The organism is Stenotrophomonas sp. YJH_SMC_16, assembly GCF_059367875.1.
In genome coordinates this window covers 733,969-754,711 of record NZ_JCAFRH010000001.1, presented here as the reverse complement: position 1 = coordinate 754,711, position 20,743 = coordinate 733,969, and the positions used below count along the sequence as shown (strand labels likewise).

Sequence of the window (20,743 nt, the reverse complement as noted above, 5' to 3'; positions counted from 1 at the left end):
TGGGCGGATTGCTCAAGCGGAACTCCCATGCGGCAAAGACGGTCGTGCCGGCCGCTGGCCAGCAATGTCCGGATTCCGCAGTGTCGCCGGGGGGCGGTAGGCACGCGGTGAATCCGACCGCTTCCGCAGCCGCCCCGGTATCGGTCAGAATCCGCTCATTCCCTCTCTGGACTTCCCATGGCCGGTGCCAGCCTGTTCGCCCTGCTCGACGATATCGCCACCCTCCTCGACGATGTCTCGGTCCTGACCAAGGTCGCGGCGAAGAAAACCGCCGGTGTGCTGGGCGACGACCTGGCGCTGAACGCGCAGCAGGTGACCGGGGTCAACGCCAACCGCGAGCTGCCGGTGGTGTGGGCGGTGGCCAAGGGCTCGCTGGTCAACAAGGTGATCCTGGTACCGGCAGCACTGGCGGTCAGCGCCCTGGAGGCCTGGCTGCACAGCCGCGGCTGGAACGTGCCGCTGATCGTGCCGCTGATGATGATCGGTGGTGCCTTCCTCTGTTTCGAAGGCGTGGAGAAGCTGGCGCACCGCTTCCTGCACTCAGCCGAGGACGACGCCGAGCATCAGGCCGAACGGCGCAAGGCGCTGGCCGATACGCAGGTGGACATGGTGGCGTGGGAGAAGGACAAGGTGAAGGGCGCGATCCGCACCGACTTCATCCTCTCGGCCGAGATCATCGTGCTGACCCTGGGCGTGGTGGCCACTGCGCCGTTCACCAACCAGGTGGTCACGCTGGCCGTGGTTGCATTGGCGATGACGGTGTTCGTCTATGGGCTGGTCGCGGGCATCGTGAAGCTTGATGACGTCGGCCTGTACCTGTCGCGCAAGGGCGGCGCCATTGCCGCTTTCGGTCGCGGTCTGGTGGCGTCGGCGCCGTGGCTGATGAAGTTCCTGTCGGTGGCTGGCACCATCGCCATGTTCCTGGTCGGCGGCGGCATCCTGGTGCACAACGTGCCGGCGCTGCACCACGCGGTGCAGGCGCTGGGCGGTGAAGGGCAGTGGGGCTGGCTGATCAGTGCTGCGGCCAACATGGTGGTCGGCATCATCGCCGGCGCCATCGTGCTGGCGGCGGTGACCGGGTTCCAGAAGCTGCGCGGGAAATGATCTGTAGAGCCGAGCCCACGCTCGGCTGCTCTACGGCGCTGCGCGCCGCCGCCCGAGCATGGGCTCGGGCGCTACAGCGTCTGCACGCTGGATCATCAGCCCGCCTGCACCCGGTTCTTGCCTTGCCGCTTGGCCGCATACAGCGCGTCATCGGCGCGGCGCAGTAGGGTCTCGGTATCGTCACCGGGCTGCCATTGCGCCAGCCCGGCGCTGAAATGCACCGGCACGCGCCGGTCCTGCACGGTCAGCACGCGGTGCGCCAGTGAACGTTGCAGGCGCTGCACGGTGGCCATGCTGTCGGCGCCCTGGGTTTCCGGCAGTATCAGAACGAACTCGTCGCCGCCCAACCGTGCGATGCCGTCGGTGGCGCGCAGCAGCAGCTTGCACACGGCCACCAGGTGCTGCAGCAAAGCATCGCCACCCGCGTGACCGTGCGCCTCGTTGGTCAGGTGGAAATCATCCAGATCGATCACCGCCACGCCCAGCGGCGAGTTGTTGCGCATGGCACGCGCCAGCTCACGCTGCAGCAGTTCGTCCAGGCCGCGGCGGTTCAGTGCCTGGGTCAGCGGATCGATACGCGCCAGGTCACCAGCAGCACGCAGTTCCTGCTCCAGCTCGGCAATGCGCTGCTCTGCGCGTTCCACTTCCTGCCGCGCGCTGGCCAGGTGATCGCGGGCCTGCGCAGCCTGCTGCTGCACCTTGCCGGTATCGCGCATCACCTCCTGCAGCAGCTGGTTGAGGTCGGCGATGCTGCGCGCCTCACGCAGCTGCAGCGCGTAGCTGCCGATGCGGTCATGGTACTCACCGGTGCTGGTGGCCATGCCATCCATGCGCTCGATGAACTCGCCCATCAATCCGCGCATCGCCGCTTTTGAATCGTCGATGCCCTGGCGCAGCAGTCCCTGCTTGTAGATCACTTCGCGCAGTTCGGCGCGGGTGCGCTCGACTGCTTCGGCTTCCAGCGGACCATCCAGCAGCTGGCGCACCGCCGCGATCTGGCCCTGCAGCCAGCTGCGGTCATCCAGCAGCTCGCTCACGTTCTCCAGCAACAGGGCGAACAGCTCCAGCAGCAGCGCCTGTTGCTCCTGCCAGCTCTCGGCGCGCACGCCGACCTGGTGGCCGAGTTCGCGCACGCCCTGTTCGATCGGCTCCAGTGCGGTACCCGGTTGCCACTGGCGGAGGCGCGTGGCCAGGGCCTGCGCTTGCTCGCGCAGGTCCGGGTCGTGCTGCAGCAGGGCCACCACCGCACCGCCCAGCAGCAACCGCAGCTGCTCGGACAAGCGCAGGCTTTCCGGCTGCCCGTCCGGCGAATGCTGCTCGATGGTGCGGATGTACTTGTCGATCAGCTGCCGCATCGCGCGGCCGTAGCGCGGCCAATCGGCGCTGGCCTGCGCCGACTGCAGGCGGTCGCCCATGTCGCCCAGCTCGCCCGGCAGGGTGGCCATGCCGTTGGCGAACGCCGCCAGCAGCGGTTCCGGCGCGTCGGCGCCTGCGAACAGCTGCTGCAGGGCCACGCCACCGCCGCCCTGCAGCACCACGCGGTCACCCAGCCCATCGTCCACCACCGCGCGCACGCGTGCCGGCGGCCCAAGGGCGGTGCCGGGGGCAGGGCGGTGGTCGGGCTGGTCCGTCATGGAGCGAATCCTGGGGGGCTGGCAGGGACTGGTTCCAGCATATCGGCGCGGCCGCCGACGGCTTGAACGGCTAGGATGGGCGACAGGATGCCGCAGTGGAGGTGGTGATGCGCGTGATGTTGCTGGGGGCGACCGGCCTGGTCGGCGGGCTGACCCTTCCCAGGCTGCTGGACGACCCGCGCTGCAGCGCCGTGGTGGCGCCCACCCGCCGCCCGTTGGGCGTAACCCACGGGAAGCTGGAGAACCCGGTGCTGGCCTTCGACGCGTTGCCCACCTCGCCCGAATGGGCGCGCGTAGACGCGGTCATCTGCGCGCTGGGCAGCACCATTGCCCAGGCCGGCAGCCGCGAGGCCTTCCATCGCATCGACCACGACTATCCGCTGGCGTTCGCACGGCTCGCACAGGCACAGGGGGCCAGTACCTATGTGCTGAATTCCGCGGCCGGCGCCAACCCGCAGTCGTCGATCTTCTACAGCCGGGTGAAGGGCGAGCTGGAGCGTGACCTGCGCGCGCTGGGCTTCAACTCGTTGACCCTGGTCCGTCCCGGCCTGATCGGGGGCGAGCGCAACGAGGTGCGTCGTGGCGAGCGCCTGGCGCTGACGGTGCTGGGTGCTTTGGGGCCGGTGTTGCCGCGTGCGTGGCGGATCAACCCGGCCAGCGAGATCGCCAAGGCACTGGTCGAGGCCGCGCTGGCCCCGCAACCGGGCGAGCACGTGGTGGCATCGCGCGCGCTGGTCGGCTGATGTCGCGTGCGCTGCGCCTGACCCAGCTGCTGCAGCTGCTGCGCCGCCATCGACGGCCGGTCGCGGGGCAGGTGCTGGCCGATGCGCTGGGTATCAGCCTGCGCACGCTGTACCGCGATATCGAGACCCTGCGCGAGCAGGGCGCCGACCTGCGTGGCGAGGCCGGCGTCGGCTACCAGCTGGCGCCGAGCGATACCCTGCCGCCGATGACCCTGCCACCGGCCGAGATCGATGCGCTGGTGCTGGGCCTGCGCTGGGTCGCGGCCCGCACCGAGCCTGCGCTGGCCGAGGCAGCACGTGACGCCCTGGCGCGTATCGCGCATGTGCTGCCAGCCGCGCGCCGGGAAGCCTTGCGTGACAGTGGCCTGCGCGTGGGCCCTTCGCGCGCTGGGAGCAAGGTTCCCCCCGCGCGCCTGCAGGCCGTGCGTGAAGCTGTGGGTTCGCAGCAGCGATTGAAGTTCGGCTACGAGGACGCGCAGGGCCAGCGTACCGAGCGCACCGTCTGGCCGTTCGCGCTGGGCTACTTCGATGAAGTGCCGATGCTGGCGGCGTGGTGCGAGCGCCGCGAGGATTTCCGTCATTTCCGGCTGGATCGCATCCGCCAGGTGCGTGTGCTGGAGGATCACTACCGCGTGCCACGCGCCACCCTGCTGCGGCGCTGGCAGAAAGCACAGGGCATCGCACCGGACTGGCTGGATCGTTCGTAGCCACAATGAGGAATGGCGCTGTGCATCAACGTGGTGGGCTTACACAGCTGGTTGGCTATGTGCCGGGGAGGTCGGGGTGGTACAGGTAATCGTCGACTCTATGGCCTGGGTTACGAGGCCCGACGCATCTTCCAAGAATGTCCTGACTCTCGAAACTTGGGGTTCACCAGGTTTACTGGGTGTACAACCCCAGGTGAAGGTGATGGGAGATGGAATGTTCTTGTCGACTTTGGCGCGCCCCCCGATGCAGATCCATCCGGCGGGACACGTCACGACCTCGAGGTTGATGTATACCGGAAACCTCGGATACCCACTGAAGTTCATCGTGGCAGTAACGCTGGCGCCTGTTCCAGACACGTTTGGAACGCTGTCCAGCTGAAATGGCTTCGTCAGGGTAGCGACGCCCAGGGTGGACATTCTCTCTATGGGCATGAAGAAAAGGTCATTCTCCCAAGGAGAGCCATCGTTTCCCCTGCCATGAACAAGGCCGTAGGCGGAGTTGCCGGCATAGACGGGACCACCACTATCGCCGCCTTTGTTCATCACGGTTCCATCAAGGCTGACGACTTGGACGTAGGTGCCGGCTTCCCCCTTCCAGTTGGCTGCGAACTCTGCGTCTTTGATGGATCCGCATGTGCGACCGGTCGTTACGCCGAACTTGCAGACCGTTGTGCCTGGTGTCATGTCGGCAAGTGATGCCTCATCGGTTATCGCCAGCTTTTCCCCATCGACAATGATTTCGTTCGACTGGGAGAAGATGACGCCGCCACGCTGCTGTGCACCCCACTGAACGTCGTAAGATCCTTTGTTGCGTTCACTCTTGAACAGAATGCGAGCGGTTGGGTTGCGTTGATAATTGTCGTTGTCACAGTGACCGGCAGTGGCCAAGCCTAGTTCGCGAGTTGCAGTTTCGACCACGTTGAAGCCTGCTGTGCAGAGTTGCTGCTGGTAGCCCTCCAGTCGCCGCCCGCCCGCCACAGTGTTTGTTGGCTCTATGAAACCTGTGGTCTCTTTTACGCGGATGAAGTCGACGACGGAGAGAAGATTGGAAAGTCTGGCGCGTACGGCATCGGGATCGCGTACATATACCTCGACGATGGAATTCTTTATGTCTACCGTGGCCGCAAATTCGATGCCCGCCTTGACGAGCTGCTCGGACACTTCCGCCTGGGTGGCGCGGAGAAGCTCGAGAGAGCGTGGCGAATTTTCCGCGACGTAGAGGCGATCTTTGGTATAGGCAGATAGCTGGCCCGAGGCATCGCCAGTGAACTTCACGACGATCCTGAATTCAGGGGAGTGCTCGATGTAAAGGCCGGCGAACGTCTCAGGCTTCTCCCTCTGAAGCCGTGCGCTGAGTTTACCGGCGGCCCGTTCCGCATCCATTCGTTGCGCGGCTTCGAACGTGCCTATGTGCATGGTTTCCGCGTAGTGCTGTATTGCCACATCCTTGGGGGCGTCGTCCGCAAAGGCGGGAGAAGCGGTGATGATGGCTGCCAATAACGGGAGATATCTGCGTATTGTGGTCATGAACTTTCCTTTTCATGTGTATTATGTGAAATTGCGTTCCGTCTGCATTTGACTCTAAATCACTTCTGTCTGTTGCAACTGGTAACTGCGTCTCCCTTTGATTGGTCCGGGGGGCTCAAAAAGAGCGAAGGTTCATCGCCGACGACAGCTCCCATCATGACTTGGCTTTGCGATATGTCGCGAGATCACAGTGGGTCGCCTGTTTTTCCATCCGATGGCGGAAATGCCCGCAATACGCGAGATGTTCGAACGACGATCGACTCTACCCGGTCGACTTCATCTGCTTGATCTACTGACAGAATCTGTCAGCAGACGTGTTCCACCATGATCGCTCCCCACAACGGAGCCTCCCCATGTTCACGCCCAGCACCCTGCTGCAGTACGTGCGCGACGTCGCCACCAGCGCCACCTTCTACAGCGGCATCCTCGGCAAGCCGCCGGTCGAACAGTCGCCCGGGTTTGCGCTGTTCCTGCTCGGCGATGGCGCCGCACTGGGCCTGTGGCAGCGCGACGATGTGCAACCGCCGGTGTCGGCGCAGGCCGGCGCGGCGGAACTGGCGATGGTGGTCGCCAACCCCGTCGCCGTGCAGCAGACGCACGATGCGTGGCGCGCGCTCGGTGTGGAGATCCTGCAGGCGCCGGTGACGCTGGAGTTCGGCCACACCTTCGTCGGAGCGGATCCTGACGGGCACCGCCTGCGTGTCTACAGCCGCGCCGAGGGTATGGTCGCTCGCGATTGATCGCGGGCATTTTGTGGATCCACGCCATGCGTGGATGCGGGCACAAAAAAACGCCGGGCAGTGCCCGGCGTTTTTCCCGTTCATGTGCCAACCAAGGTTGGCACCCACCGATCAGCTGGATCAGCTGGCCAGCGCCAGGTCGTCCATCATCGCGCGCAGGAAGCGGGCGGCTTCACCCCCCGTGGCCGCGCGGTGGTCGAAGGTGACAGACAACGGGATCACCTTGTGTGCTTCCACGCCGCCCATCACCGGGGTCATCTGGTGGCGGGCGCGGCCGGCACCGACGATGGCCACGCACGGCGGCACCACGACCGGGGTCGCGTAGCGGCCGGCGAACATGCCGAAGTTGGACAGCGAGATGGTGTAGCCGCTCAGTTCCGAGGCGGCGATCGAACGCGATTCCACCTGCTCGCGCAGGCGGTTGACGCCTTCGCGAATGCCGCGCGCATCGAGCATGTCGGCATTGCGCAGGGCCGGCACGAACAGGCCGTCGTCGGTGTCCACGGCGATGCCGATGTCGACCTGCGCGTGCAGGGTGCGGGTCAGCGCTTCACCGTCGAACCAGGCGTTCATCGCCGGCACCTTCTGTGCGGCAACGACGATGGCGCGAACCAGGCGGGCGGTGACGTCGTTGCCCGGCAGCCAGGCGTGGATGTCGGCGTCGTCGTTCAGCGTGGTCGGCACGACCTTGCTGTGCGCGTCGGCCATCACGCGGGCCATGTTGCGGCGCACGCCCTTCAGCGGTTCCGGCTGGCCCTTGGCGACCACGCCCGGCGGCTGGGTGCGCATCGGCTTGCCGGCGGCGGACAGCGGAGTGCGGGCTTCGCTCTGCACCGGGGCAGGTATCTGCGCCGGGGCCGGCGCGGCATACGCGGCGGCAACCGGTGCCGGGGCGGCGCCGAGTTTGGCGGTGCCGTTGGCGGCGGCCTGCTTGACGTCGGCCATCGTCACCGCGCCATCGGTGCCGGTGGCCGGCACGCGGCTCAGGTCCACGCCCAGCTTGCGCGCCATCGCACGCACGGCCGGCACGGCCTTGACGCCACCGACGGCCAGCGCCTGTTCGGCATGCACGGTGTTGGAGCTCTGCATCGCGCCGACCACGGTACCGGCGTCATCACGCTCGGCCGCGGCGGGCTTGGCTTCTTCCGCAGCGACCGGCGCAGCCGGCAGCGGCGGCGGGGTCGGTGCGGCAGCCGGCGCCGCCGGTGCGGCGTGACCATGACTGTGGCCGGTGTCCTGGCCATCGGCACGCTGCGGCAGGTTCGGGTCCAGTTCGAAGCTGGCCAGCACCGAGCCGGTCGGGATGATGTCGCCGGCGCCGCCGGACAGCTTCAGCACCTTGCCGGAGAACGGCGAGGGCACTTCCACCACGGCCTTGGCGGTCTCCATCGACACCAGCGGCTCGTCCAGCTTGATCACATCGCCTTCCTTGACGAACCACTCGACGATGGTCGCGTCCGGCAGGCCTTCGCCCAGGTCGGGCAGGTTGAAGTTCTTGGTCTGGCTCATTTGCAGTTCTCTTCCAGCAGTTCCAGTTCGCGGGCCGGCAGCCAGCCCGTCGCGCCATTGGCGCGCTCGGACCACCACCACCCACCGTGTTCGTGATGAAGCTTCACCATCTCGCCACTTTCCACATCCAGCTCGCGGGCGTCGTAGTCGCACAGGGCTTCGGCGCGACCCTCGTCCAGCAGCTGCAACCAGGCGATGGGCGCCCATCCAGCGCGCCCATCGTTGGTGCGTACCCAGGCAAACGCCGGCCATTCCTCGTCACGGACACCTACTTCGACGATCTGGCCGGTGTGGAACCGGAGCGGGTTGGGATACTGGCTGCGGTAAGCCCCCAGAAGGCGGGCCCGCACGTCAGCCGGCCGCCACCGCGCGCTTGGCTGCAGCCACGATCCGCTCAACGCTCGGCAGGTACTTCATTTCCAGGCGGAACAGCGGAATGTGGGTGTCGTAGCCAGTGACGCGTTCGACCGGCGCCAGCAGGTCGTAGATCGATTCCTCGGCAAGGCGCGCGGCGATCTCGGCGCCGAAGCCCGCGGTCTTCGGGGCCTCCTGCACGATCACGCAGCGGCCGGTCTTGGCCACCGATTCGGCGATGGTGGCGAAGTCCAGCGGGCGCAGCGTGGCCACGTCGATGACTTCGGCACTGATGCCTTCGCCGGCCAGCTTGTCAGCCGCTTCCAGTGCTTCCTTCACCTGCGCGCCCCAGGTCACCAGGGTCACGTCGGTGCCATCGCGCAGCACGAAGCAGACGTCCAGCGGCAAGGCTTCGCCGTCGTTGACGACCACTTCCTTGTACTGGCGGTAGATGCGCTTGGGCTCCATGTAGATCACCGGATCCGGTTCGCGGATCGCGGCCAGCAGCAGGCCGTACGCACGCTGCGGCGACGACGGCAGCACCACGCGCAGGCCCGGCACGTTGGTGAAGATCGCCTCGTTGGCTTCGCTGTGGTGTTCCGGCGCGCGGATGCCACCGCCCCACGGCACGCGCAGCACCATCGGGCAGTGCAGGCGACCACGGGTGCGGTAACGCAGGCGTGCAGCGTGACAGACGATGTGGTCGACCATCGGATACATGAAGCCGTCGAACTGGGCTTCGGCCACCGGCTTCATGCCCTGCGCGGCCAGGCCAATGGTCAGGCCGGCGATGGTGGTTTCATCCAGCGGGGTGTCGAGGATGCGTTCGGAACCGAAGCGCTGCTGCAGGCCGGCGGTGGCGCGGAACACGCCGCCGTTGACGCCCACGTCCTCGCCCAGCACCAGCACCGACGGGTCGTGCTCCAGCTCCCAGGCCAGCGCCTGAGTGATGGCTTCGATGAGGGTGATCGGCGTGGTGGTCATGCTCTCTTCTCCGCGCGCGACAGCAGCGCTGTCGGCGGCGTTGGTGTGCGCGCCGGGCGCGCCGTTCTTGATCTCATCCATGGCGCTTCTCCAGGGCGATCGCCTGGGCACGCTGGGCCAGCAGGTCCGGCGGCGGATCGGCATACAGGAAGTCGAACATCGCCTCGACCGGCTGCACCGGCGTGTTGAGGTACAGGTTCACTTCCTCGTCCACGCGCGTGCCGCACTCGGCAACCCAGGCGGTTTCCTCTTCTTCGCTCCACACACCGGCGTTGATCAGGTACTTGCGCAGGCGCAGCATCGGCTCGCGCTGCCAGGCATCCTTCACCTCGGCGTCGTCACGGTAGCGGCGCGCGTCATCGGCGGTGGTGTGGTCGGACAGGCGGTAGGTCATCAGTTCCAGCACGGTGCCACCGTCGCCGGCCAGCGCACGCTCGCGTGCCTGCTCCATCGCCGCCAGCACGGCGATCAGGTCGTTGCCGTCCACCTGCAGGCAGTGCAGGCCGCCGGCCAGGCCCTTCTGCGCCAGCGTTTCGGCACCGGTCTGGGCCGAGCGCGGGACCGAGATGGCCCAGCCGTTGTTGACGATGCACAGGATCAGCGGCAGCTTGTAGGCGCCGGCCGAATTCAGTGCCGCGTAGAAGTCGGTCTTGGAGCTGCCGCCGTCGCCGCACACGGCCACCGCGATCTGCGGTTCCTTGTTGAGCTTGAACTTCAGCGCGGCGCCCGCGGCATGCAGGCACTGGGTGGAGATCGGCACGCAGAACGGGAAGTCCTTGGCCGCGTTGCCGCCGTAATCGTTGCCGCGTTCGTCGCCGCCCCAGTACATCAGCACGTCGTGCGGGCGCACGCCACGCATGAACATCGCGCCATACTCGCGGTACGAAGGCGCGAATACGTCGTCCTTCTGCATCGCTGCGCCGATGCCCACGTGCGCCGCTTCGTGGCCCAGGCAGGCGGCATAGGTGCCCAGCTTGCCGGTGCGCTGCAGCGCGATGGATTTGCTGTCGAACGTACGTACGAACAGCATCTGCTTGAACAGCGGTACCAGGACCTTGGGGTCGCGCAGCGACGCGGGCAGGTCATCGCGGACGAGCTTGCCGTCCGCGTCCAGGTACTGCAGGTATTCGATCTTGAATTCAGCGGCAACCGTCATTGCGTACTGCACCTTCGACAGAGAAGTTACAAATGATATGAATCGCCATGTTAAGGAACGCGTACGGAATAGCCTTCCTGCGCCGCAACACGGCAACGCCCTGTTTTACCCCTGCCGGCGGGTGGGGGGCCAATAACAACAACGTATTCAGTCGTTGCTGCAAAGCATCAGAATACGCCTCTGGCTGACTGCTGGCGCAACGACCCGATCGGTTCCACGCGCAGGCCCCGCATCGGCCAATGCTCCACGGGGCACCGCACGCCCCGGTATGGACGGCGCGGCTGCCCGCGCGGCTGGCAACGCGCTACCCTTGCCGCCCCCGATCTGGCCGCACCCATGTCCGTCGACAACAACCAACGCGATCTCGAAGCCGGCATCCACACCGACCTGCAGGGGCGCCTGACCTACGGCGGCTACCTGCGGCTGGACCAGCTGCTCAGCGCGCAGCAGCCGCTGTCCAACCCGCCGCACCATGACGAGATGCTCTTCATCATCCAGCACCAGACCTCGGAGCTGTGGCTGAAGCTGCTGGGCCATGAGCTGCGCGCCGCAATCGGCTTCCTGCAGCGCGATGAAGTCTGGCAGTGCCGCAAGGTACTGGCGCGCAGCAAGCAGGTGCTGCGCCAGCTGACCGAGCAGTGGTCGGTGCTGGAAACGCTCACTCCGTCCGAGTACATGGGCTTCCGCGACGTGCTGGGCCCGTCCTCGGGTTTCCAGTCGCTGCAGTACCGCTACATCGAGTTCCTGCTGGGCAACAAGAACGCGCAGATGCTGCAGGTGTTCGAGCACGATGCGGCCGGACAGGCGCAGCTGCGCACCGTGTTGGAGGCGCCCAGCCTGTACGAGGAGTTCCTGAAGTACCTGGCCCGCTTCGGCCACGCCGTACCGGCCGTGTATGAAAACCACGACTGGACCCAGCCGCATGTGGCCGACGACGCACTGCAGCCGGTCTTCGAACGCATCTACCAGGACACCGACCGCTACTGGCGCGAGTACGCGCTGTGCGAGGACCTGGTGGACCTGGAGACCGCCTTCCAGCTATGGCGATTCCGACACATGCGCACCGTGATGCGGGTGATCGGCTTCAAGCGCGGCACCGGCGGCTCGTCCGGGGTGGGCTTCCTGGCCAAGGCGCTGGAACTGACCTTCTTCCCCGAGCTGTTCCAGGTGCGTACCAGCCTGCAGGCCGGGCCCCCGTCAGCGCAGGGCTGATCCGTATTCAGCTTGGATCCCGGCCACTGGCTGGATCGTTTCAGATGCAAGTTCAGCGAGCAGGCTGGCACCTGCCTCAAACGGCGTGTATTTGACGTGAACGCCAGAAGTCGGTGATCCTCGCGCGTTGCTCCAACTGCACAGCGGACGTGCTCGTCATCCACCGAACCAGGAAACCCGCATGAGCGTAAACGCCACTGCGAACACCCCAGAGCCGGCGCTGCCGGACTTCAAGACCACGCTGGGCCACCCGCGCCCGTTGTGGATGCTGTTCATGACCGAGTTCTGGGAGCGCTTTGCGTTCTATGGCATCCGCTGGGCCTTGGTGCTGTACATCGTTGCCCAGTTCTACAACGGCAGCGCTGCCGGTGAAGGCGACGCCAGCCGCATCTACGGCGCCTACCTGGCCCTGGTGTATGCCGCAGCCATCTTCGGTGGCTACGTGGCTGACCGGGTACTGGGCTATCAGCGATCGATCCTGACCGGCGCGATCATCATGGCCGCCGGCCTGTTCATGATCTCGCTGCCGCAGGAGCACATCTTCAAGCTCGGCCTGGCCACGATCATCGTCGGCAATGGCCTGTTCAAGCCGAACATCTCGACCATGGTCGGCAAGCTGTACGGCCTGAAGGACGAGCGCCGCGATTCGGGCTTCACCATCTTCTACATGGGCATCAACATTGGCGCGATGATCGCCCCGGTGCTGACCGAGTACCTGGCCCGCAAGGTCTTCGGTACCGATGCCATGCCGTCCTACAAGGTCGTGTTCATCGCTTCGGGCGTGGGCATGCTGATCTCGCTGGTGTGGTTCTACATCGGTCGCGCCGGCCTGAAGGGCATCGGTGCACCGCCGGCCGGCGCTGAAGGCTTCGGCCGCATCATCATGGTGCTGGCCGGTGCCGTGGTCGCCATCCCGGTCGCGTACTTCCTGCTGGCCACCGGCGCCACCGCGCTGGCCTGGATCCTGGGTGCGATGTTCACCGCGCTGGCCATCCTGCTGCTGGTCGAGGGCATCCGCGAGGGCAAGGTGCAGCGCGACCGCGTGATCGCCATGCTGATCATCTTCGCCTTCAACGTCATGTTCTGGATGTTCTTCGAACAGGCCGGCAGCTCCTTCACCTTCCTGGCCGAGAACATCGTCAACCGCCAGATGGGCGACTGGACCTTCCCGACCGCATGGTTCCAGTCGGTCAACTCGGTGGCCATCATCACCCTGGCCCCGATCATCGCCTGGATCTGGGTGGCCATGGGCCGCGCCAATCCGTCCATCCCGCGCAAGTTCGGCCTGGGCCTGCTGTTCAATGGCGCCGCCTTCGCCCTGCTGATGTACGCGCTGTCGCAGATGGTCGTGGACGGCAAGATCCCGTTCTGGACCCTGTTCATGGTCTACGTCATCCAGTCCGTGGGTGAGCTGTGCCTGTCACCAATCGGCCTGTCGATGGTGACCAAGCTGGCCCCGGTGCGCCTGGTCGGCTTCGGCATGGGTGGCTGGTTCCTGTCCACCGGCATCGGCAACAACCTGTCCGGCATCTTCGCCGGCGTGGTCAGTGGTGAAGGCGGCATGACGGTCGAGTCGGCCCTGAAGGGGTATACCTTCGGGTTCTGGGCCCTGATCGGCTCCGGCGTGGTGCTGTTCCTGATCGCCCCGCTGATCAACAAGCTGATGCACGGCGTCAAGTAACGATGAGAGGGTAGAAGGCATGCGTAGCAAGCTCGGTACTGCGGTAGTGGTGGTCTGTGCGGCGCTGATCGGCGCCTGTTCCCAACCGCAACCGCCTGCCGCCGCCGAGCCTACGCAGCCGCTGGATACCCGACCCACCGAGCCACCGGTCGCTGACCCCAGCGAACCGGTGGCCTCGGGCAACACCCCGGTGGCGGCGGATATTGCCGCCATCGCCGGGCTCGGCGCGCAGTTCGACCCGGCCCGCAACCCCGCCGACGATCTGGCCACCGCCAAGGTGGAAGCCCAGCGCGGCAAGAAGCGCATCCTGCTCGAGGTCGGCAATGCCGCCTGCGATCGCTGCCGGGCGCTGGACGAGCTGGTGGAAGGCAACGGTGATCTGCGCCGCTTCCGCGATGCCCACTACGTGTGGGTAAAGGTCAACGCCAGCGACGAACAACCCAATACCGCTTTCTTCGCCCAGTTCCCGATGATGGAGCGCGACTACCCGTACCTGCTGGTGCTCGATGCCGATGGCGGACTGCTGGTGTCGCAGGCCACCGGCGAGCTGCGCAAGGGCGAAGCCTTCCAGCCCGCGCGCGTGACCGCGTTCCTCAAGCAGTGGGCACCCGACAAACCGGAATAGGGTAGTGCCGGTTGCTGGCCGGCATGCTCGGCAGGTGCCGACCGTTGGCCGGCACTGATGTCGGGTCGCATCCACGCATGGCGTGGATCTACTGTGGTTGCGGTCACATTCCCGAAATCGGCATCTCAATATCGCAACGCCCTCGCCGTTACCGGCAAGGACCTCAGTCGACGCCCCGTCGATGCAACCTACCGGAACGCCCATGCACAGCGACCACGCCGAACGACTGCCCGAACCTGCCAGTACTCTGGCCGAAGGCGAAGCAGGCGAGGGTGTGACCCTGCCGCCGCAGGAGGCGCTGCTGGATGACGCCGGTACCGGCGAGGACAGTATTGAACTGGCCCCGCCGCGCCATCGCCTGCCGCAGATCGCGCTGCCCGACAACGTGGTGCTGAAGGGGGCGGTGCAGAAACTGGTCGAGCAGAAATCACGGCTCGATGCATTGGCCGCCGACGGCCAGCTGGCCGGGTTGCTGCCGCCGGAATGGCAGGGCCATGGCGTGCGTGCGATCGAACTGTCCACCTTCATCCAGGGCGTGCTGCCGTTCCTGCAGCCAGGCGAGCGTGGCGAAACCGCGCCCGCGCGCCTGCCAGTGCGCCATGTGCTGGGGGACGACAGCCGTTGGGGCCTGGACGATGTGTCCGAACCGAAATCGCTGGCCTGGTACCTGGCCAGCGACGAACGCGCCGCCGCCGGCAGCAAGGACGTGGCCGAGGCCTATCTGGTGGGTGCACTCGGCCTGGCGTGGATGCAGGAAGGGCGCAGCCGCCCCGGTTTCCTGCGCGCGATGGGCCAGGACAGCCTGGCGGCACGTGTGACCATGCTCGGCTATCCGCCGGCCAACGAACTGGCGCTGTACAGCGTCACCGCGCACGGCCAGTCGCAGATCTGGTGCGTGCACGGTCGCCGTCGCATGCGTCCGTTGGTAGCGCCGTGGCTGAGCGTGCCGGTGCTGACCGCCTACGGCGTGCCGGCGCCGGTTGCGTGGCCGTCCAGTTTCCCGCCGGTGGAGGCCGTGGCCGAGCTGCTGGCGATCGCACGGCAGGGGCGCGCGCTGCCGGAAGTGGACCTGGCCAAGGCGGTGGCGAAGATCGCCGAAGATGCCGCATCCGATGCTTGGCAGCCGGTCAGCCTGCTGCAGCTCAACACCTGGTCGCCGCGCTGGCATTTCTTCCTGGGCACCTTCGTCGGCCTGCCGTCGCTGTTGCTCGTAGCTGCCGCGCTGGCGTTGCCGGGGGCAGTCGAAGCGGCCACGGTTTCCGCCTCGCTCGGCTTCGCCGGTGGTGCCATTGCCGCGCTGGCGGTGCCGTGGATCCATGCGCGCCGCAAGCATCTGAGCTGAGGCGTGGGCGCCATCCACGCACGGCGTGGATCTACAGGGAGCTGGGTGCCGCGGTCTGCAGCTGTTGCCTGGCCCGCTCCATGGCGGTCTGCAATCTTTGCTTGAGGACCTCACGAGAGGGCAAGGTGGTCAGGTATTCCGCAACATGGATGCCTGAGCGGTCCAGCTCCAGCAATTCGATCTGGCCGGCCTTCTTCCCTGTGCAGAGGATGATGCCCAACGGCGCCTGCTCGCCGTCCTCACGTTCGTAGCGGTCCAGCCATCGCAGATAGAGTTCCATCTGCCCTTTGTAGGCGGGCTTGAACTCGCCGATCTTCAGTTCGATGGCGATCAGCCTGCGCAGGCGGCGGTTGTAGAACAGCAGGTCCAGGTGGAAGTCATCACCGTCGATCTGGATGCGTTTCTGGCGGGCGACGAAACTGAAACCCGTGCCAAGTTCGAGCAGGAAGCCCTGCATCTCGCGAAGGATCGCGCTTTCAAGGTCCTGCTCATCCCAGCTGTCCTTCAGGCCAAGAAAATCCAGTACGTAGGGATCACGCAGTACCAGCCCTGGAGACAGCTGCTGGTTGCCGCGCAGTGCTGCCAACTCTTCGGCGATGGTCTGCTCGGGTTGACTGGAAAGCGCCGTGCGCTCGTACAGCATCGAATCGATGCGCTGGCGCAATGTGCGCACGCTCCAGCCCTCGGTGGCGGCCATCTGCGCATAGAAGTCGCGCTTGAGCGGATCCGCCAGTGGGATCAGCGCGATGAAGTGGGTCCAGCTCAATTGTCGTATCAGCGATACGACAATCTGCTCATCTGCAAATGCAGTGGAGAACTGCACCATCCTGCGCAAGCTTTTCTCACCGAAGGAGGTACCGAACTCGGCGGACAGCGCCTTGGCTATCCGGGGGAAGAGGACCTCTCCGTAGCGCGCACGTCGCCCAGCCATCTGGTCCACATGGATGCGACGCCCGATTCGCCAGTACAACAGAGTGAGCTCGGTGTTGATGGTCCTGTGCATCCTGCTGCGCGCCGCGCAGATCAGCTCTCTGAGATCGGCCAGCAATTCCTGGCCATGCGGCAGCGTTGAACGCGAGTCATCCATGAGGGAGCCCGTCCGATGTGGATCCATGGCCGGGCTGATACCCGTTGAACGCTTACCGTCAGGCCGTACACACGGACAGTCCAATAGGAGAACTCACTGGAACAGCCCGTTTCGATACACCAGCCTCGCGGAAACGGGCCGTATCAGGCCAATGCGGAAATGCCGCCGGGCGAGGGCGACACTTCAGGACGGGTTCTGCGGGAAGTGAATGTGTCCGATGGCCTTGTTTGTGGCCGGCCCACAGCCCGCCAAAGAGCGGGTCCCGTCAGATCAAAGGTGGCGGACGACAATCGCCCAGCCGCTGTTCCGCTACCGGCCAGGGTCGGCTCCCGCGACTTGGGGCCCAAAACGGCTTGATCCCCACCGTCCCCTTTTTCTTTCAGACCCCTTCGCCCATCCGCTCCAGGCCGTCACCGGCCAGGCGAAGGATCAGCTTTTCCAGCACCTGCTCCTCCTCCTCGCTCAGCACCGACATCAGCTTGCGGGTGATCTCGATCACCATCGGCGCGATGGTCTCGTAGACCTCGAAGCCGGCTGCCGACAGCGCCAGCACCGAGCGGCGGCGGTCGTCGCCGTGGGTCTCGCGCTTGATGAAGCCGCGTTCCAGCAGGCGGGCCACAGCGCGGCTGACCGCCACCTTGTCCATCGCCGTGCGGTCGGAGACCTCGCTGGCCGAGGAGCCCGGGTACAACGCCAGGATGGTGATGACCCGCCATTCGGGAATCGCCAGACCGTAACGATCGCCGTATAGCTTGGCGATGTTGCCGCTGACCCGGTTGGACAGCACGCTCAGCCGGTACGGCAGGAACTGTTCCAGGTCGAGCAGGACGTGCGAGGCACGCAGGCGGGTCGAGGCGGGATCGGCGGGGCTCATGTTGCGGTGCACCTTGCTGGTGGTTTCAAGTGTAACTATAAGGGGTAGGTCCAGACCCTGCATTCTCGCCGGGTCCCTACCTGCCCGCACCTGGTTTGTACCGATGCGGTACCGATTCGGAGCCACGCCATGAATACCGCAGTCCCGACCGCCTCGCACCCCAACCCCGGCATGCAGGTCACCACCTTCGAGAACCCGATGGGCATCGACGGCTTCGAGTTCGTCGAATTCGCCGCCCCGGCCGGCCGTGGCCAGGAGCTGCACGAGTACTTCCGGAAGATGGGCTTCAGCGCGGTGCTCAAGCACAAGCAGCGTCCGATTACCGTCTATCGCCAGGGCGACGTCAACTTCCTGGTCAATGAAGACCCCGATTCGTTCGCCGCCGACTTCGCCGAGAAGCACGGTCCGTGCGCCTGCGGCTTCGCCATCCGCTTCAAGAAACCTGGTCAGGAGGTCTACCTGACCGCACTGGGCAACGGTGCCGAAGCCATTGCCTTCAAGCCGGACAGCAAGGCGGTCAGCGCCCCGGTCATCAAGGGCATCGGCGATTGCATGCTGTATCTGGTCGACCGCTACGGCGCGGCCGGCAGCATCTACGACGGCGACTACGAGCCGATCGCCGGTGCCGACCTGCACCCGGTGGGCTTCGGCCTGACCTTCATCGACCACCTGACCCACAACCTGTACTTCGGCAACATGCAGCAGTGGTCGGACTACTACGAGCGCCTGTTCAACTTCCGCGAGATCCGCTACTTCGACATCAAGGGCCTGAAGACCGGCCTGGTGTCCAAGGCGATGACCGCGCCGGACGGCATCGTGCGCATTCCGCTGAACGAATCGTCCGACCCGAAGAGCCAGATCAACGAGTACCTGGACGCGTACAAGGGCGAAGGCATCCAGCACATCGCCTGCTTCACCGAGAACATCTACGAGACCGTCGAAGCGATGCGCGCGCAGGGCGTGGATTTCCTCGACACGCCGGAGACCTACTTCGATGTGATCGACCAGCGCGTGCCGAACCACGGTGAAGACGTGCCGCGCCTGGCGAAGAACAAGATCCTCATCGATGCCGATCCGGAAACCCACCAGCGCAAGCTGCTGCAGATCTTCACCCAGAACTGCATCGGCCCGATCTTCTTCGAGATCATCCAGCGCAAGGGCAACGAAGGCTTCGGCGAAGGCAACTTCACCGCGCTGTTCGAGAGCATCGAACGCGACCAGATCCGCCGCGGCGTGCTGTAAGGTCATCGGTAGCGCCGGGCCAGTCCCGGCGCCTGCCCATCTGTAGAGCCGGGCCATGCTCGGCTGCTTTCCGTTCCGGTCTCGCCGTACCCAGGAGCCCCCATGTCCCCCGCCATCACCGCCCGCGGCTACCAGTCCGGCTTCGGCAACGAATTCGCCACCGAGGCCGTCGCCGGCGCGCTGCCGGTCGGGCAGAACTCGCCCCAGAAGGTGGCCCACGGCCTGTACGCCGAACAGTTGACCGGCACCGCCTTCACCGCGCCGCGTGGCAGCAATCGCCGCAGCTGGCTGTACCGGATCCGCCCGGCGGTGACCCATGGCGAGTTCACTCCGTTTGCGCAGTCGCAGTTGCAGTGTGATTTCGGCGCACAGCCGGCCTCGCCGAACCAGCTGCGCTGGAGCCCGCTGCCGCTGCCGGAGCTGCCGACCGACTTTGTCGAAGGCCTGTACACGATGGGCGGCAACGGTTCGCCCGACGCGCATGCCGGCGTGGGCATCCACCTTTACGCTGCCAACCGCGACATGGTCGGCCGCTACTTCTACGACGCCGACGGTGAACTGCTGATCGTGCCGCAGCTGGGCGCGCTGCGCCTGCTGACCGAGCTGGGCGTGATCGAGATCGAGCCGCAGCAGATCGCGGTGATTCCGCGCGGCGTGCGTTTCCGCGTCGAACTGCCCGATGGCCCGAGCCGCGGCTACATCTGCGAGAACTACGGTGCGTTGCTGAAGCTGCCCGACCTCGGCCCGATCGGTTCCAACGGCCTGGCCAATCCGCGCGACTTCGAGACCCCGCATGCGGCGTTCGAGGATGTGGATGGCGACTTCGAACTGATCGCCAAGTTCGAAGGCCGCCTGTGGCGTGCGCCGATCGACCATTCGCCGCTGGACGTGGTGGCCTGGCACGGCAATTACGCGCCGTACCGCTACGACCTGCGTCGCTTCAACACCATCGGATCGATCAGCTACGACCACCCGGACCCGTCGATCTTCCTGGTGCTGCATTCGCCAAGCGACACGCCGGGAACCAGCAACATGGACTTCGCGATCTTCCCGCCGCGTTGGCTGGTGGCGCAGAACACGTTCCGCCCGCCGTGGTTCCACCGCAACATCGCCAGCGAGTTCATGGGCCTGGTGCATGGCGCCTACGATGCCAAGGCCGAAGGCTTCGTGCCGGGTGGCGCGTCGCTGCACAACTGCATGAGCGGTCACGGCCCGGACGCGCCGACCTTTGACAAGGCGTCCAATGCCGATCTGTCCAAGGCCGATGTGATCAAGGACACGATGGCCTTCATGTTCGAGACCCGTGCGGTGATCCGCCCGACCGCACAGGCGCTGGCCGCCGGCCACCGCCAGGGCGATTACCAGCAGTGCTGGAACGGCCTGCGTAACAACTTCCGGTCGTCCCGCTAGCGTGGTGGGTGCCGACCTTGGTCGGCACAGATCGTGATCGCATCCACGCATGGCGCGGATCTACCAACCACTGCCTCGGTGGGTGCCGACCGTTGGTCGGCATGGATCCTGATCGCATCCACGCATGGCGTGGATCTAGCGAAAGGCGGTCGTGATGCAGTAGGTCCACGCCATGCGTGGATGCTCTCCGCCGGAACTTGCGCTTACGCCACTTCGGCGAACGCCTCGCAGTGCTCCAACGGCAACGCCTCCAGCAGGCGCTGTCGCACGCGTTGGCAATAGCCCTCCGAGGTCAGCCCGGGCAGCATCTGCATCGCTGACTGCAGCCGCTGCAGCACCTCTTCTTCCGCACGCGCCTGCTGCAGGTCACGGAACAGTGCTGCCGCCTGCGGGTGGCGCTGCATCTCCAATATGCCCAGCACGTAGATGCGCGCGGCCACCAGCGAGCGGCGACGTTCGATCGCGGGTGCAGCAGGTGTGGCTGCCGGCGGCGTGGGCACCGGCGTTGCCGCGGCTGCGGTCGACGGTGCCGGGGTCATGGCGCCCGTGCCGGTGCTCAGGTACCCCGCCTGTACCAGCTGGATGACCATCGCCGGTGCTTCCTGGCCGAGCAGACCGGTCAGGTCGGCAACGGTGCGCTGGCCGTCGCACAGGATCAGCAGCCGGCGCTGGCGCATGTCCAGCGGCGCGCGGTGGGCCTGCAGCGCGGTTCGGGCGAGATCGGTCTTGCGCGGTTGCATGGAAGGGACGGCATGTCGGTGCTCGCCGAGCCTGAACGAAGGCGATGAAACCGCGATGACAATGCAGCGCCT

19 protein-coding genes are annotated in these 20,743 nt (G+C 65.9%); 10 read left to right on the top strand and 9 right to left on the bottom strand.

Translation table 11 applies throughout. The features are described from left to right. Window positions 1-177 precede the first annotated feature (177 nt). The gene (locus AC5P6E_RS03400; protein WP_019338541.1) at window positions 178-1,104 is read left to right on the top strand and encodes a DUF808 family protein; all 927 of its coding nucleotides are present in this window, start codon (window positions 178-180) and stop codon (window positions 1,102-1,104) included. 95 nt (window positions 1,105-1,199) lie between these two features. On the opposite strand, the gene AC5P6E_RS03395 is transcribed toward AC5P6E_RS03400, so the two are convergent. After that, the gene (locus tag AC5P6E_RS03395) at window positions 1,200-2,738 is read right to left on the bottom strand and encodes a GGDEF domain-containing protein (protein ID WP_495230694.1); all 1,539 of its coding nucleotides are present in this window, start codon (window positions 2,736-2,738) and stop codon (window positions 1,200-1,202) included. Window positions 2,739-2,845: 107 nt separating this feature from the next. Between AC5P6E_RS03395 and AC5P6E_RS03390 the strand changes: the two genes are divergently transcribed. Next, on the top strand, window positions 2,846-3,481 hold the full coding sequence (locus AC5P6E_RS03390) for a Rossmann-fold NAD(P)-binding domain-containing protein (protein ID WP_134959477.1): 636 nt from the start codon (window positions 2,846-2,848) through the stop codon (window positions 3,479-3,481). Continuing rightward, window positions 3,481-4,188: a WYL domain-containing protein gene (locus tag AC5P6E_RS03385; protein ID WP_019336704.1), complete on the top strand. Its 708-nt coding sequence runs from the start codon at window positions 3,481-3,483 to the stop codon at window positions 4,186-4,188. Before AC5P6E_RS03390 ends, AC5P6E_RS03385 begins: the two co-directional genes overlap by 1 nt. 39 nt (window positions 4,189-4,227) lie before the next feature. Here AC5P6E_RS03385 and AC5P6E_RS03380 read toward each other — a convergent pair whose 3' ends face one another. Next, on the bottom strand, window positions 4,228-5,715 hold the full coding sequence (locus AC5P6E_RS03380) for a S1 family peptidase (protein WP_191863376.1): 1,488 nt from the start codon (window positions 5,713-5,715) through the stop codon (window positions 4,228-4,230). A 353-nt stretch (window positions 5,716-6,068) separates the two neighbouring features. Between AC5P6E_RS03380 and AC5P6E_RS03375 the strand changes: the two genes are divergently transcribed. Next, window positions 6,069-6,455, top strand: coding sequence for a VOC family protein (locus tag AC5P6E_RS03375; RefSeq protein WP_019336706.1), 387 nt, complete (start codon window positions 6,069-6,071; stop codon window positions 6,453-6,455). Between the two features lie 120 nt (window positions 6,456-6,575). Here AC5P6E_RS03375 and AC5P6E_RS03370 read toward each other — a convergent pair whose 3' ends face one another. The 4 genes from AC5P6E_RS03370 to pdhA are packed head-to-tail and all read right to left on the bottom strand — an operon-like array spanning window position 6,576 to window position 10,458. Further along, window positions 6,576-7,964 carry a dihydrolipoamide acetyltransferase family protein gene (locus AC5P6E_RS03370; protein WP_495230693.1) on the bottom strand — a complete coding sequence of 463 codons (1,389 nt, stop codon included), beginning with the start codon at window positions 7,962-7,964 and terminating at the stop codon, window positions 6,576-6,578. Then, entirely contained in the window at window positions 7,961-8,314 is a 354-nt protein-coding gene (locus AC5P6E_RS03365; RefSeq protein WP_005411349.1) for an SH3 domain-containing protein, read from the bottom strand. The genes AC5P6E_RS03370 and AC5P6E_RS03365 overlap by 4 nt, the downstream gene beginning before the upstream one ends. 1 nt (window position 8,315) lies before the next feature. Beyond that, window positions 8,316-9,383, bottom strand: coding sequence for an alpha-ketoacid dehydrogenase subunit beta (locus AC5P6E_RS03360; protein ID WP_019338598.1), 1,068 nt, complete (start codon window positions 9,381-9,383; stop codon window positions 8,316-8,318). Continuing rightward, the gene (pdhA, locus tag AC5P6E_RS03355) at window positions 9,376-10,458 is read right to left on the bottom strand and encodes a pyruvate dehydrogenase (acetyl-transferring) E1 component subunit alpha (protein ID WP_019338597.1); all 1,083 of its coding nucleotides are present in this window, start codon (window positions 10,456-10,458) and stop codon (window positions 9,376-9,378) included. Before pdhA ends, AC5P6E_RS03360 begins: the two co-directional genes overlap by 8 nt. Window positions 10,459-10,794: 336 nt before the next feature. On the opposite strand from pdhA, the gene AC5P6E_RS03350 reads away from it, so the two are divergent. The 4 genes from AC5P6E_RS03350 to AC5P6E_RS03335 all read left to right on the top strand — a co-directional run bounded on the left by AC5P6E_RS03350 (window position 10,795) and on the right by AC5P6E_RS03335 (window position 15,318). Continuing rightward, window positions 10,795-11,670, top strand: a complete 876-nt coding sequence (locus AC5P6E_RS03350) for a tryptophan 2,3-dioxygenase (RefSeq protein WP_019338596.1) — start codon at window positions 10,795-10,797, stop codon at window positions 11,668-11,670. A gap of 181 nt (window positions 11,671-11,851) precedes the next feature. Continuing rightward, complete coding sequence (locus AC5P6E_RS03345; RefSeq protein ID WP_019338595.1) at window positions 11,852-13,351, top strand: peptide MFS transporter; 1,500 nt, start codon at window positions 11,852-11,854, stop codon at window positions 13,349-13,351. A 19-nt stretch (window positions 13,352-13,370) separates the two neighbouring features. Further along, on the top strand, window positions 13,371-13,976 hold the full coding sequence (locus tag AC5P6E_RS03340; protein ID WP_019338594.1) for a thioredoxin family protein: 606 nt from the start codon (window positions 13,371-13,373) through the stop codon (window positions 13,974-13,976). Window positions 13,977-14,178: 202 nt separating this feature from the next. Next, window positions 14,179-15,318: a hypothetical protein gene (locus AC5P6E_RS03335; protein WP_019338593.1), complete on the top strand. Its 1,140-nt coding sequence runs from the start codon at window positions 14,179-14,181 to the stop codon at window positions 15,316-15,318. A gap of 31 nt (window positions 15,319-15,349) precedes the next feature. Here the strand turns inward: AC5P6E_RS03335 and AC5P6E_RS03330 are convergent, their stop codons facing one another. Both AC5P6E_RS03330 and AC5P6E_RS03325 read right to left on the bottom strand, forming a co-directional pair. Further along, complete coding sequence (locus tag AC5P6E_RS03330; protein WP_019338592.1) at window positions 15,350-16,405, bottom strand: PDDEXK nuclease domain-containing protein; 1,056 nt, start codon at window positions 16,403-16,405, stop codon at window positions 15,350-15,352. Window positions 16,406-16,784: 379 nt separating this feature from the next. Next, a complete protein-coding gene (locus AC5P6E_RS03325) occupies window positions 16,785-17,279 on the bottom strand; it encodes a MarR family winged helix-turn-helix transcriptional regulator (protein ID WP_050815698.1) in 495 nt (164 codons plus the stop codon). Between the two features lie 129 nt (window positions 17,280-17,408). Here AC5P6E_RS03325 and hppD point away from each other — a divergent pair, with 129 nt between their 5' ends. Both hppD and hmgA read left to right on the top strand, forming a co-directional pair. Further along, window positions 17,409-18,521: a 4-hydroxyphenylpyruvate dioxygenase gene (gene hppD, locus AC5P6E_RS03320; RefSeq protein ID WP_019338590.1), complete on the top strand. Its 1,113-nt coding sequence runs from the start codon at window positions 17,409-17,411 to the stop codon at window positions 18,519-18,521. A 102-nt stretch (window positions 18,522-18,623) separates the two neighbouring features. Then, window positions 18,624-19,931, top strand: a complete 1,308-nt coding sequence (gene hmgA, locus AC5P6E_RS03315; protein WP_010482677.1) for a homogentisate 1,2-dioxygenase — start codon at window positions 18,624-18,626, stop codon at window positions 19,929-19,931. A gap of 203 nt (window positions 19,932-20,134) precedes the next feature. Here the strand turns inward: hmgA and AC5P6E_RS03310 are convergent, their stop codons facing one another. Continuing rightward, window positions 20,135-20,671: a hypothetical protein gene (locus AC5P6E_RS03310; RefSeq protein WP_019338589.1), complete on the bottom strand. Its 537-nt coding sequence runs from the start codon at window positions 20,669-20,671 to the stop codon at window positions 20,135-20,137. Window positions 20,672-20,743 lie beyond the last annotated feature (72 nt).